The 13,145-nt window shown below is 52.4% G+C and carries 10 protein-coding genes; 4 read left to right on the plus strand and 6 right to left on the minus strand.

Annotated elements, in window-relative coordinates; translation table 11 throughout:
• Positions 1-67: 67 nt before the first annotated feature.
• Entirely contained in the window at positions 68-1,534 is a 1,467-nt protein-coding gene (guaB, locus tag DRI82_RS10030) for an IMP dehydrogenase (protein ID WP_114193346.1), read from the minus strand.
• A 165-nt stretch (positions 1,535-1,699) separates the two neighbouring features.
• On the opposite strand from guaB, the gene xseA reads away from it, so the two are divergent.
• Positions 1,700-3,076 carry an exodeoxyribonuclease VII large subunit gene (gene xseA, locus DRI82_RS10040; protein ID WP_114193348.1) on the plus strand — a complete coding sequence of 459 codons (1,377 nt, stop codon included), beginning with the start codon at positions 1,700-1,702 and terminating at the stop codon, positions 3,074-3,076.
• Between the two features lie 150 nt (positions 3,077-3,226).
• Here the strand turns inward: xseA and DRI82_RS10045 are convergent, their stop codons facing one another.
• Both DRI82_RS10045 and DRI82_RS10050 read right to left on the minus strand, forming a co-directional pair.
• Positions 3,227-5,590 carry a glycoside hydrolase family 31 protein gene (locus tag DRI82_RS10045; protein WP_114193349.1) on the minus strand — a complete coding sequence of 788 codons (2,364 nt, stop codon included), beginning with the start codon at positions 5,588-5,590 and terminating at the stop codon, positions 3,227-3,229.
• Between the two features lie 34 nt (positions 5,591-5,624).
• The gene (locus DRI82_RS10050; protein WP_114193350.1) at positions 5,625-6,932 is read right to left on the minus strand and encodes an MFS transporter; all 1,308 of its coding nucleotides are present in this window, start codon (positions 6,930-6,932) and stop codon (positions 5,625-5,627) included.
• Between the two features lie 359 nt (positions 6,933-7,291).
• On the opposite strand from DRI82_RS10050, the gene DRI82_RS10055 reads away from it, so the two are divergent.
• From DRI82_RS10055 to DRI82_RS10065, 3 genes are all read left to right on the plus strand, one after another.
• Entirely contained in the window at positions 7,292-8,389 is a 1,098-nt protein-coding gene (locus DRI82_RS10055) for a LacI family DNA-binding transcriptional regulator (protein WP_114193351.1), read from the plus strand.
• Between the two features lie 193 nt (positions 8,390-8,582).
• Complete coding sequence (locus DRI82_RS10060) at positions 8,583-9,617, plus strand: M4 family metallopeptidase (RefSeq protein ID WP_114193352.1); 1,035 nt, start codon at positions 8,583-8,585, stop codon at positions 9,615-9,617.
• Complete coding sequence (locus DRI82_RS10065; protein ID WP_114193353.1) at positions 9,617-9,991, plus strand: protealysin inhibitor emfourin; 375 nt, start codon at positions 9,617-9,619, stop codon at positions 9,989-9,991. The genes DRI82_RS10060 and DRI82_RS10065 overlap by 1 nt, the downstream gene beginning before the upstream one ends.
• Before the next feature lie 35 nt (positions 9,992-10,026).
• Here the strand turns inward: DRI82_RS10065 and DRI82_RS10070 are convergent, their stop codons facing one another.
• The 3 genes from DRI82_RS10070 to bamB all read right to left on the minus strand — a co-directional run bounded on the left by DRI82_RS10070 (position 10,027) and on the right by bamB (position 13,136).
• A complete protein-coding gene (locus tag DRI82_RS10070; RefSeq protein ID WP_114193354.1) occupies positions 10,027-10,248 on the minus strand; it encodes a zinc ribbon domain-containing protein in 222 nt (73 codons plus the stop codon).
• Positions 10,249-10,319: 71 nt separating this feature from the next.
• A complete protein-coding gene (gene der / locus DRI82_RS10075; RefSeq protein ID WP_114193355.1) occupies positions 10,320-11,810 on the minus strand; it encodes a ribosome biogenesis GTPase Der in 1,491 nt (496 codons plus the stop codon).
• A gap of 144 nt (positions 11,811-11,954) precedes the next feature.
• A complete protein-coding gene (gene bamB / locus DRI82_RS10080; protein ID WP_114193356.1) occupies positions 11,955-13,136 on the minus strand; it encodes an outer membrane protein assembly factor BamB in 1,182 nt (393 codons plus the stop codon).
• Between the last annotated feature and the right edge of the window lie 9 nt (positions 13,137-13,145).

Below are 13,145 nucleotides of genomic sequence, written 5' to 3' on the forward strand. Positions count from 1 at the left end.
GCACCGTCAATATTACAGACGAATACGGGCAGCGGACATTATCAATACGCCAATGGCAATTGCTGAATCAGGAACCCATGCGGTAGTTCGGTGACTCTTTGGTGATTGTCACATCGTGCACGTGGCTTTCCTGAATACCTGCGCCGCTGATACGAACAAACTCAGCTTTGGTACGCAGGTCGTCGATTGTAGCGCAACCGGTCAGCCCCATACAGGAGCGCAGGCCGCCCATTTGCTGATGAACGATCTCTTTCAGGCGGCCTTTGTAGGCAACGCGCCCTTCGATACCTTCCGGTACCAGTTTGTCGGCGGCGTTATCGCTCTGGAAATAGCGGTCAGAAGAGCCTTTGGACATCGCGCCCAGAGAGCCCATGCCACGGTAGGATTTGAAAGAACGGCCCTGGTACAGTTCGATTTCACCAGGGGATTCTTCGGTACCCGCCAGCATTGAACCGACCATGACGCACGACGCGCCTGCCGCGATGGCTTTGGCGATATCACCAGAGAAACGGATGCCGCCATCGGCGATAACCGGAATACCGGTGCCTTCCAGCGCTTCAACCGCGTCAGAAACCGCAGTGATTTGTGGAACACCCACGCCAGTGACGATACGGGTAGTACAGATTGAGCCAGGACCGATACCGACTTTGACTGCGCTGACGCCGGCATCGGCCAGCGCTTTCGCCCCGGTTGCGGTGGCGACGTTACCGCCAATGATTTGCAGGTCAGGATATTTGGCGCGGGTTTCGCGGATGCGTTGCAGCACGCCTTCGGAATGGCCGTGTGAGGAGTCGATCAGCAGAATATCAACGCCTGCCGCAACCAGCGCATCGACGCGCTCTTCATTGCCCGGGCCCGCGCCCACTGCGGCACCGACACGAAGACGTCCATGCTCGTCTTTACAGGCATTCGGTTTACGTTCTGCTTTTTGGAAATCTTTTACGGTAATCATGCCCAGCAGATGGAAACTGTTGTCCACGACCAGCGCTTTTTCAACGCGTTTTTCATGCATTTTCTGCAAGACGACTTCGCGGGCTTCGCCCTCTTTTACCGTAACCAGGCGCTCTTTCGGCGTCATGACCGCGGTGACCGGCTGTTCCAGATCCGTTACGAAGCGAACGTCACGGCCAGTGATGATACCCACCAGCTCATTCTCTTCAGTAACAACCGGGTAACCAGCAAAACCGTTACGGGCAGTCAGTTCTTTAACCTGACGTAGGGTGGTGGCGGGAGTGACCGTTTGCGGATCGGTAACGACGCCGCTTTCATGCTTCTTCACGCGGCTGACTTCTTCAGCCTGACGCTCAATGGACATATTTTTGTGGATGAACCCCAATCCGCCTTCCTGAGCCAATGCGATGGCCAGACCTGCTTCGGTAACCGTATCCATCGCTGCGGACAGCATCGGGATATTGAGACGAATTTTGGCCGTCAGTTGGGTACTGAGATCTGCAGTATTGGGCAGAACTGTGGAGTGAGCGGGAACGAGGAGAACGTCGTCAAACGTCAGAGCTTCTTTAGTGATACGTAGCATGGGCAATATCTCACCAGGGTGGATGCGGAAAAGAATATTGCCGCGGCATTATACAGAGCGTAATCGGTTGCCTCCAGCACTTTCTGCAAAAAATACTTGATTACCTCTCTGGTGAAGGTAGTATCGATCAATTAAGTACTTGTTTTAAAATTTGATCAAGGTCACATGTCGCTACCTTCCTCGCCAGGCATTTTTACCGTCAGCCGTCTCAATCAGACGGTGCGTCAGCTACTGGAAATGGAAATGGGTCAGATCTGGCTCTCCGGCGAAATCTCCAATTTTTCTCAACCTTCGTCCGGCCATTGGTATTTCACGCTCAAAGACGATCGTGCCCAGGTGCGTTGCGCAATGTTCCGCAACACCAATCGCCGCACGACGTTTCGTCCGCAAAATGGTCAGCAAATTCTGATGCGTGCCACCATCACGCTGTATGAACCGCGCGGTGAATATCAACTGATTGCCGAAAGTATGCAGCCTGCGGGTGATGGTCTGCTGCAACAGCAGTTCGAGCAGTTGAAAGAGCGCCTTCTGGTTGAAGGGCTATTTGATCAAATTCATAAGCAACCCTTACCCTCCCCGGCCAAACAGCTTGGCGTGATCACCTCAGCAACCGGTGCCGCCTTGCATGACGTTTTGCAGGTACTCAAACGCCGTGACCCGTCATTGCCCGTGGTGATTTATCCCACGCCGGTACAGGGTGCCGAAGCGCCGATGCAGATTGTTCGCGCCATTGAACTGGCTAACCAGCGCGCAGAGTGCGATGTGTTAATCGTCGGGCGCGGCGGGGGTTCGCTGGAAGATTTATGGAGCTTTAACGACGAGCGGGTGGCGCGGGCTATTTTTGCCAGTCAGATCCCGATTGTCAGTGCGGTCGGTCATGAAACAGACGTGACGATCGCCGATTTTGTGGCGGACTTACGCGCGCCAACGCCGTCTGCGGCGGCAGAATTGGTCAGCCGCAATCAGTTGGAACTGCTACGCCAGATTCAGGCGCAGCAGCAACGGCTGGAAATGGCGATGGACTATTATCTCGCCCAGCGCACCCGCCAGTTCACCCAACTTAATCACCGCCTGCAACAGCAGCATCCGCATTTGCGTCTGGCACGCCAGCAAACCGCGTTATTCAAGTTACGCCGCCGTCTGGACGAAGCGATGCAAACCCGTCTGCGGTTGCTGATGCGCCGGGCAGAACGGCTGCAACAGCGCCTTTCACAGCAGCAACCGCAGCCGCGCATTCATCGCACGCAACAGCGTGTTCAGCAGTTGCAATACCGTTTACAACAGGCGCTGACCAGGCAATTGAGTGAGAGTAAACAGCGTTTCGGTACCGCCTGTACGCAGTTGGAAGCCGTCAGTCCGTTGGCAACGCTGGCGCGTGGATATAGCGTTACGACCACCCCGCAAGGCGCATTGCTGAAAAAAGCGGCGCAGACGCAACCCGGTGATAAGCTGAAAACCCGCCTGGCCGATGGTTGGATCGAAAGTGAAGTCACGGATGTCACGCTGGTCAAACCGGTACGCAAGCGAGCCGTCAAAAAATAACCACGACCAGATGACGTGGTTATGTTGCAAATAGACGCGGCTATTTAATTGAAGAAATGCAGTTATCTGATGTAAATAGAAAAAAGCTGGCGCACCTCTTTCGTCAACATAAACGAAACCGCGCGCCAGCCTCAATCTTATTACCCCGTTCTAGATAGCGAAAACCGAGGTGCTGACGCCATTGATCGTCAGGGTACGGCTTTCCCCTTCCGGCAATGTTATCTGCAATTCCTGCCATACTGGTTTGAACGCGCCCTCCAGCTCAATAGTCAAGGCAATGTGCTGGCTGTCAGTCTGGCAATTCCAGCGTAACCACAGTGCATTTCCCTGCTGCCAGGCCGTCGTTTCACCGTCGTCCTCGAACAATAAACCTGTTGACTCGCCGTTACCTTGGGTCGGGAATAGACGCAATTCACGGCAATCATCGGCGTTAACATCCACATGCGCCAAACGTGATGACAGGGGGATTCCTGCGCCCGCACGAACCAGCAGCGGCAAGCGATCCAGCGGTGCGTCGAGTTCTATTGTTTGTCCACCTGCGAACCAGACGCCACTGTAAAAACAGTACCAACCGACACCATTTTCTGGCAGGTAAACGCTCCGGCGACTCTGCCCCGGCTCCACGACGCTGGCTACCAGCAGATCGCGACCCAACATGAAGTCATCGTTCTCTTCAAAGGTACGCGGGTCCTGTTCGTGATCCAGGAAAGTCGGCCGCAGCATAGGTTCATCGTCAGAACTGGCCTGCCAAAGCAGCGTGTACAGATATGGCATTAAGCGATAACGCAGATTGATCGCTTCACGGATCAAACCCGTTACGCTCGGGTACATCCACGGCTCGTTGACGGTGCGATCGTCATTCCAGGAGTGAATGGTAAAACGTGGATGCATTACACCATTCTGTACCCAGCGCACAAACAGCTCGGCATCAGGACGGTCGCCTGCAAAACCGCCGACGTCATGGCCCAGGTTATACAAACCAGAAAGGCTCATACCTACTCCCATGCGGATGTTATAGCGCAGCGTCTGCCAGTTGGTGCGGTTATCGCCACTCCAGGTCTGCACATAACGTTGCATCCCCGCGCAGCCAGAGCGGGAGATCAGATAAGGCCGCAGCGTCGGGGCAAAACGCTGTTGCGCTTCGAGGGATGCGCGCATCATCAGCAATGGCATCACTGGCCGGATATGCTTAATGGCGATCGGCTGACCAAAGCCATGGCAGCGTGCTTCACCGTCCCAGACTTCATATTCATTGTTGTCGTTCCAGGTCGAATCGATCCCTTTCTTCAACAACTGCTCAGTGACATTGTCCTGCCACCAACGAATCGTTTCCGGATTGGTGAAATCCAGGTGTGAACCTTCATCGTCCCAAAATACCGAGCGTTCTGGTAGATCGCTTTCAGAGTCGCGAATAAACAGCCCTTTGCTGGCAACTTCCTGATATTTTGGATGATCCTGCAACAGACACGGTTTGATATTGGCGGCCAGTTTTAATCCGGCGTCATGGAATGCCTGCGACAACACCTGTGGCTGCGGGACTTTGTCGTAGTTCCAGTTGAAGACGTAACGTTTATTGCCAATCGACGTATACCCCGATGAAAGCTGGAAGGAATCGCAGGCAATATCATGTTGCTGGCACAGCGTAATAAATTGCTGCAACTGTTCCTGCGCGTTCTCGGCATCGGTGTAATGCATGGTGGAACCACTGTAGCCCAGGCTCCATTTGGGGCCGAACGCCGTTTTGCCGGTCAAACGGACAAAGGCTTTGGTGACATCCAGCACCTGCGGGCCGAGGAATAGGTAATAATCGAGATCGCCCGCCTCGGCCTGATAACGGCGATACGGCAAATGATAGTTATCCAGTTCATTGCCGAGATCTAGCCAGCAACTGCTCAGATTGTCATAGAACAGACCGAAACTGACCCCTTCGCGCCGGGTAATCGTAAACGGAATATGCTTATAGAGCGGATCGGTGCTGGCGGCGTTGTACCCCATTGCATCCAGATTACGCATTTCAAAACGTCGCCCGGCACGGTTGAGATCCCCGGCTTTCTCGCCCAGGCCATAGACTTGCTGATCCGCATGACGCCGCTGGTAGTGCGCCACCCCGTCACCATGGGCATTGAGCAGATAAGCGCCAGTATGACGATCTTCCGCCAGCGGCAACCATTCACCGGCAACGTTGCAGTGTTCCCACTCCAGCCACAGCGGTTGATGAATCGTCACCCGCAGGCGATTGGTGGCAATCCTTAAACTTTCATCCTGCTGCTCAAGCGTAAAGCCCGGCAAGCTAAACCCGTCCAGATTCAGGCGATCGCGCCCTTCCCAGGGCACATCCTGCTGCGGCGCAATTGTCCAGGTACGGTTAAGTGCCAACTCCCCATCACGTTTGATCAGTACACGAAACAGCGAATCTTCAAGCACATACAGGCAAAAAAGATGTCGATCTTCTACCCGTAATTCAATACTACTTTCATTCTGATTAACTAAAGACCACTTTTTTAACGTTTTCATAGACAGCCTATCTTTTATCTCTGGCGCAAAAACTTTACGCCGCTGAAGTTTTCTTTTTGCCGCGCTCAGCAATCAGCGCAATAAGGAATACGGCCCCGATCAGGTCGAAAAAGCCCATGGCAATAAAGAGAGGATTGAAACCGATCGTGTCGGATACTGCGCCGATCAGCAGCGAGAACAGGAAACTGGCGATCCAGGCTGAAGAGCCACGCAAACCGTTCACCGTCGCCACCTGACTCTTGTCAAAGGACTCAACAACCAGCGCGCTCAACATGCAGGAAATAACCTGATGACCAAAACCACCGATAGACATCAGCGCAATCGCCAGGAAAGGATCTTTGGTGATTGCCACAAACGCCAGTGACACCATCATGAAAGCACCGGTCACGGAGCTGGCAACGATGGAGTTGACGCGGGTGCAGCCGAACCACTTGCGATACAGCGTGGTTAAATAGCCACTGGCAACGCTGCCGATATCCGCCGCCAGGAACGGCAACCAGGCAAACATGGCGATCTGTTTAAGATCCATTCCACGTTCAGTCGCCAGATAGAGCGGCACCCAGAAGCTGAAAACCGCCCACGCGGGTTCGGCCAAAAATGCCGGGATCGCAATACCGTAGAATTTCTTGTTTTTACTGAGAATGGACAGCGATTTCAGGAAAGGCAGACGGGTCTGTTGTGGCTCATTGTCCGAACGAATGAAGGCCAGTTCGTCTTTACTCAGATTGGGGTGATCTTCCGGGGAATGGTAAAACAGCCACCACAAAACCACCCATACCATTGCCAACCCGCCGGAGAACAGGAAAGCGCCCTGCCAACCAAAGGAGACATGTGCGACCACGATAATCGGCGGTGCGAGCATCGCGCCTATCGAGAAACCCACCCCTGCCCAACCAGCCGCCACCGGACGCTCCTTACGTGGAAACCAGTCCGAGATTGCTTTGGCGTTGGCCGGTGTGGCGGCCGCTTCGCCTGCCCCCATGAAGAAACGCAGTACGGCCAGTTGCAACCAGCTGCCTGCACCCGCATGCATCATGCAGACAACGGCCCAAACGGTGGCACAGATCATAAAGCCCAATTTCAGACCAATGACGTCAATCAACCACCCGCACAGAGGTTGGAATACGGTGTAAGCCAATTGGAAAGATGCGACTATCCACGAATACTGCTCGGTCGTCATATTCAGGCTGGTTTTTAGTTCCGGTGCCAAAATACCCAGTGAGTTACGCGTAATGTAGTTTACTGTCACGCCAAGCAGAAATAATGCCAGCATCCACCAGCGCAGTGCCTTCATTTTCCTTCTACCCGAATGGGCTGCAGGTTGGTTAATTTCAATGCTCATGACTCTCTCCTCGCACATTGGTCCAGCATATTGGCCAGACCGGGCGAATTCCTGTTAGGGTAGCGTTTTCACGCTTGTCTTTTATTTAAAAAGTTCGTCTTGTAAAGAAAGAAAAAACATAACCAATTGAAATAAATCTTTTTTATTGCTATCACTCTTTTTCCAAATTGGACTAATAGATTTTTTAATTGGTTGACCAGAAGAGGGTAACCAGCTTATTTTGGAAGAGAAATGGCATTTTTTGAAAACTTTTTCATAGACCGAACAAATAAGCAGCAAAGTGCGGGATAAAAGCCGCTGGTACTGGCATTCTGACTCATGAAAATTTTTTCATTTTCAAATTTGAAGGCGATCACAGAATGAACGGAAAGTTAAAAATCCAACAAATTGCTGACCAAACTGGCCTGTCTATCAGTACTGTTTCGCGGGTTTTGGCGGGAAAAGCCAATACCAGTGCGAGTGCAAAAGCGCGGGTTTTGGCCTGCGCGCAGGAAAAGGGAATATTCGAAAATCTCTCCGCGGGGCGTTTGATGCTGAATAACATCATGATATTCGCTCCAGCGCGGGCGTTCGATGTCCGTACCGATATCTTTTACTATAGGGTTATCCAAGGGATCATTCAGGCGGTTGGGCAGTATGAAGTTCGAGTCCGTCATTGTGCATTGGAGGAAAACGACAGCGACATCAATTTGTTTATGGAGAAGCTCTCTGATCCACTCACCGAAGCCGCACTGATAATCGGCATCGACGATCCCCATGTGCATACCTTGGCTGCTGATTTCTCCAAACCCTGCGTGCTAATCAATTGCCACGATAAAAATATGCGCCTGGACAGCGTCTCGCCAGATCATCACTCGATCGGCGCGTCCTCTGTGCATTACTTGATTGAACAAGGTCACCGACAGATTCTGGCGTTACAGTGCCTGCGACGCAGTACCATGGAATTGCGACTTACTGGCATTAAAGAAGCCCTCGCCGACCATAATCTGGCATTCGATGCGCAGCGACATCTGATCGTGACCTCGGGATTTGGCGCGCAAGAAGCAGAACAGGCCATCACTGAATATATTGACCACCTCCCTTCCCTGGCGGATTTGCCAGACACCATTCTTGCTGGCGGAGATTTTATGGCCGTTGGCGTGGTCAATGCCTTGAAAAAACATGGATTGTCCGTACCGACTGATGTTTCAGTCATGAGTACTGACGGCTTTAATCTGGCCGAAATCCATGATGTCGCGCTGACCGCGGTGCATGTTCCGCGTGACGAATTAGGGCTCGAAGCGATCCAATTACTGCAACGACGAATTCTGCGTCCTGATGCGCCCTTCTGTAAAATTTTGCTGCACGGGAAATTGGTGGTGCGGGACTCCGTCAAGAAAATCAGCCTGAATCGGGTGGCACCAGCGCTGAGAACCCACAGCCACGGGATCTATGATCGGCTGCCTACAGAAGAGTGACTTCAGAAAACTCTCATTAATAGTCTTGCGGCTTGGAGCACCAAACTTGGGACTATACTTAGTGAATAACAGTTTAGTGAATAACAGCTTAGTGGATAACAGTTTGTCGGATAATAACAAAATAGTGAGCACCACCCTTTTATGAATCTGGGGAATTACCTTACCAACGACATCTTTCATAAGGAGATTCGGCATGCGTCATGGTTCACATTCACCTATTCGTAGCGTTATCCCGCCCTACATCTTGCGTCGTATCATTGAGCATGGTTCAGAACCGCAGCGTAACTGCGCCCTGCTCACGCTCAATCACGTCAAAACACTGCTGGCTGAACCCTACAAAAAATCCGCTGACCAGAAAAAGGCGCGCGCCGGACACGTTGAACGGGATATCTACGATGCCCAACAAGGAACAGCACTGCCGGGAAAATCAGTCAGAAAAGAGGGAAAGCCCAGCAACCACGATGTCGCTGTCGATGAAGCCTATGACTATCTCGGTGTAACCTACGATTTTTTCTGGCAGGCGTTCGAACGCAATTCCCTGGATAATCACGGACTGGTCCTCACGGGAAGCGTTCATTACGATCGTGAGTATCAGAACGCATTTTGGAATGGTCAACAGATGGTATTTGGTGATGGCGACGGGGAGATCTTTAACCGCTTTACGATTGCCATTGATGTCGTTGGCCATGAACTGACCCACGGTGTCACGGAAAATGAAGCAGGGTTAATCTACTTTCAACAGGCCGGAGCCCTGAACGAGTCGTTATCAGATGTCTTCGGCTCTATGGTTAAGCAGTTCCATCTGCAACACACCGCCAAACAAGCGGACTGGATCATTGGTGAAGGGCTTTTAGCCAAAGGAATCCAGGGAAAGGGTCTGCGCTCCATGTCGCAACCCGGTACGGCTTATGACGATCCGATTCTCGGCAAAGATCCGCAACCCGCCAGCATGGACGGTTATATTCAGACCAAAGATGATAACGGCGGCGTGCATTTGAATTCAGGTATCCCCAACCGCGCATTTTATCTGGCGGCAACCAAACTGGGCGGCTATGCCTGGGAACGTGCGGGATATATTTGGTATGACACCCTTTGCGATCGCCAACTGCCGCAGGATGCCGACTTTGCCACCTTTGCAAAATTCACCGTTAAGCATGCGGAAAAGCGCTTTGATAGCGCCGTCGCGCAGGCGGTGCAACAAGCCTGGCAGCAGGTAGGAGTGAAATAATGAAACCGATCTCGTCTCTTGATCCCGATGCCGTCATTGAACTGGCGCGGGAAGGCGGCGTGGCATTTATCCCCAAACTGGCAGGGCAGCGCAGAATTGAGATGGCAAATCTGGATGACCATCAGCGCAGACGCATTTGCACTGTGATCAATGAAACCCTGCCCTATGCCGAAGAGCAGGGGCAAGCCTGCTCGGTTGGCCGAGGCGATCAGCGCTACTTCCGGCTGGAAATTCACTACGCGAGTGAACAGTCTTTTGCCAGCGAACCACACTACGCAGGGATCGTATTATTGGTCCCAGAATCGGATGCGCCCACGGATTTGGTCAGATTATGGAAACGTGGCGATTTGGATGGCGACGGTCAGCCAGACTGAAGTTGATAACGGTAGAAGTTGATAACGGCAAAAATTCATAACGGCAAATAGCTGAATTGCACCCGTTTTTTCGAAATCATTCCGTGCCCGTGCTGACAAATATAATCTACCGCGCCGCAGGCTTTCAGCTCCTGCAACGGTTTGCCGCAGTCCGGGCAGAGCGCCAGTTGCTGATAGTCTGATGCGCATGCGTCACAGTGGAAGTGGCCACTTACCCAACTCATCGGTTGCTGGCAAACGGGACATAATGCAGTCATGGTGATTCTCCCAGAGAAGGCGCTAGCCCTGCCAAATGAATCGGGATGCATTTTCATGCACCCCGTGGTCGTTACTTGCTCTTTTTCAGATGTGACATCAAGCGCTTACGCTTACGCATCTGGTTTGGCGTCAACGTATTGCGTTTGCCCGCAAACGGGTTATCGCCCTCTTTGAACTGAATACGTATCGGCGTTCCCATAACTTCAAGCGAACGACGATAGTAGTTCATCAGATAGCGCTTATAGGAATCTGGCAGATCCTGAACCTGATTACCGTGAATCACCACGATAGGCGGATTGTAGCCACCGGCATGGGCATATTTCAGTTTCACACGACGACCACGCACCAGCGGAGGCTGGTGATCGTCTGCGGCCATTTGCATGATACGGGTCAGTAAGGACGTACTCACACGCTTGGTAGAACAGCGGTATGCTTCGTTGACTGACTCAAACAGATTACCTACGCCGCTGCCGTGCAGTGCAGAGATAAAGTGGATGCGGGCGAAGTCGATGAAACCAAGACGCATATCCAGCATCTCTTTCACCTGATCTTTCACTTCCACCGTCAGGCCATCCCACTTGTTGACCACAATCACCAGTGAGCGCCCACTATTGAGGATAAAGCCCAACAGCGACAGATCCTGATCCGAAATGCCTTCACGCGCATCGATGACCAGCAGCACAACGTTGGAATCTTCAATCGCCTGCAACGTCTTGATTACCGAGAATTTCTCCACGGTTTCAGTCACTTTTCCGCGCTTGCGCACGCCCGCCGTATCGATCAGCACATACTCGCGCTCGTCGCGTACCATCGGAATATAGATGCTGTCGCGGGTGGTGCCCGGCATGTCATATACCACGACACGCTCTTCACCAAGAATGCGGTTGGTAAGCGTTGACTTACCTACGTTTGGCCGACCAACAATCGCCAGTTTGATAGGCAGGGATTCGGGATCGAAATCGTCTTCAGCCTGCTCAGCCTCAGCCGCTTCGTCCTCTTCTTCCTGCAAATCCGCCCAGTACGCTGCGTTGGCCTGCTCTTCGGTCAATTCAGCTTCCGGCTCTTCAACACCGATGAACGGTATCAGAACGTGCTCGATCAGTTGCGTGACACCGCGACCGTGAGACGCAGCGATAGCATAGACTTCGCCCAGACCGAGAGAGTAGAAATCAGCGGTGGCAGTGTCTGGATCCATGCCGTCTGTTTTATTGGCAACCAGAAATGTCGCTTTTTGACGGCTGCGCAAATGTTTGGCAATACCTTCATCGGCAGGCATCAGGCCAGCGCGGGCATCAACCATGAACAACACGATGTCCGCTTCTTCGATAGCGACCAGAGACTGGCCCGCCATGCGCGTTTCTACGCCATCTTCCGTCCCATCAATACCGCCAGTATCGATGATGATGAATTCATTTCCTTCAATTTCTGCACGACCATACTTGCGGTCACGCGTCAGCCCGGGGAAATCCGCCACTAACGCATCACGCGTGTGAGTCAAACGGTTAAATAAGGTGGATTTACCCACATTCGGGCGCCCGACCAGCGCGACGACAGGTATCATTTTGAAGCCTCATTACTTAAATTTCAATTTGTTACAACGCAAGGCAAAATGCCAGATGCGCCGTTTTCAGAAGACGAAACGGCTCCTGAACTTTTCAGGAGCCGTTTAAGAGCCCATTACAGGCTCTGGCAAAGCAGCAGGGATTTAGCGGGTAAACGCGTAAACCTTGCCGTTTCTTGCCTGGATCAGCAGCTTATCGCTGGCAACCACCGGGGTACTCAGGAAGCCCGAGCTATCCACTTTTTGCTGGGAAACAAAGCGACCATCGTCGGTATTGAGCCAGTGGAGATAGCCTTCGGAATCGCCAACGACCAGATAACCATTATACAACACCGGTGGTGTCAGGTTACGGTGCAAGAGATCGCTTTGACGCCACAAGCTGACGCCGCCTTCGGTGCTCATCGACATGACCCGGTCATTTTGATCAACCAGATAAATGTGACCCCCATCAACGATAAAATCATTAACTGACCCGACTTCACGTTTCCACACAACTTGTCCGGAACGCAGATCAAGCGCAGTCAGGTTACCATTGTAACCCAATGCGTACACCACACCCTCAACTATTACCGGGGTAGTATCAACATCATTCAAACGGTCAATTTCTGTCGCGCCGCTCGGTTGGGAGATACGCTGTTGCCAAATCAATTGCCCTTCTTTCATCAGCACTGCGCTGACGCGGCCATTATCACCGCCGACAACGGCAGCACCAAATGCCGTTGCTGGCGCTGATTCGCCACGCAAAGTAAGAGCTGGTGTTTCAAGGTTCACCGTCCACTGGATCGCACCATCACTTTCGTTCAGACCTTGCAACATACCGTTGGTGGTATGAACCAGTACCAAACCATCGCTCACCACCGGACGGGAAATCGCTTCACCCGCCACTTTGGTTTGCCATGCCACCGTACCGTCTTCAGTGCTCAGTGCAAAAATCTGGGCTTTTTCACTGCCGACATAGACATGTGAGCCCGAAACCGTCAGGCCGCCAGACAGCAGCGCCGGTTTATTACGGGACAATATCCCTGTCTTTTCAGACAGATCGATTTTCCAAATCTCTTTGCCACTGTCGGCATCCAACGCTTTGACAATACCGAAACGATCGGCCGCAAAGACCTTGCTATCCTGCCATGCAGGGCGAAGGTTGGAATAATATTCACCGATACCATCACCGACGGAAGTGCTCCACACGGTGGTTGGGGTGAACTGATTTTCTACCTTTGGCAGCGGAGACATCGTCACAACATCTTCTTCGCTGTTAAACCATGAACAGCCGCTCAGCAGGGCAACAGAAACCCATCCTACCAAGAGTGTTTTACGCAATTGCATTGGGAATCC

Origin of the sequence: Edaphovirga cremea, assembly GCF_003332275.1 — a bacterium.
GTDB lineage: Bacteria > Pseudomonadota > Gammaproteobacteria > Enterobacterales > Enterobacteriaceae > Edaphovirga > Edaphovirga cremea.

Bases quoted from the DNA above. Each gene is read 5' to 3' on its own strand.
- der (WP_114193355.1), bottom strand. From the start codon at position 11,810: ATGATACCTGTCGTCGCGCTGGTCGGGCGCCCGAATGTGGGTAAATCC.
- DRI82_RS10045 (WP_114193349.1), bottom strand. From the start codon at position 5,590: ATGAAAACGTTAAAAAAGTGGTCTTTAGTTAATCAGAATGAAAGTAGT.
- DRI82_RS10050 (WP_114193350.1), bottom strand. From the start codon at position 6,932: ATGAGCATTGAAATTAACCAACCTGCAGCCCATTCGGGTAGAAGGAAA.
- DRI82_RS10055 (WP_114193351.1), top strand. From the start codon at position 7,292: ATGAACGGAAAGTTAAAAATCCAACAAATTGCTGACCAAACTGGCCTG.
- xseA (WP_114193348.1), top strand. From the start codon at position 1,700: ATGTCGCTACCTTCCTCGCCAGGCATTTTTACCGTCAGCCGTCTCAAT.
- DRI82_RS10060 (WP_114193352.1), top strand. From the start codon at position 8,583: ATGCGTCATGGTTCACATTCACCTATTCGTAGCGTTATCCCGCCCTAC.
- DRI82_RS10070 (WP_114193354.1), bottom strand. From the start codon at position 10,248: ATGACTGCATTATGTCCCGTTTGCCAGCAACCGATGAGTTGGGTAAGT.
- bamB (WP_114193356.1), bottom strand. From the start codon at position 13,136: ATGCAATTGCGTAAAACACTCTTGGTAGGATGGGTTTCTGTTGCCCTG.
- guaB (WP_114193346.1), bottom strand. From the start codon at position 1,534: ATGCTACGTATCACTAAAGAAGCTCTGACGTTTGACGACGTTCTCCTC.
- DRI82_RS10065 (WP_114193353.1), top strand. From the start codon at position 9,617: ATGAAACCGATCTCGTCTCTTGATCCCGATGCCGTCATTGAACTGGCG.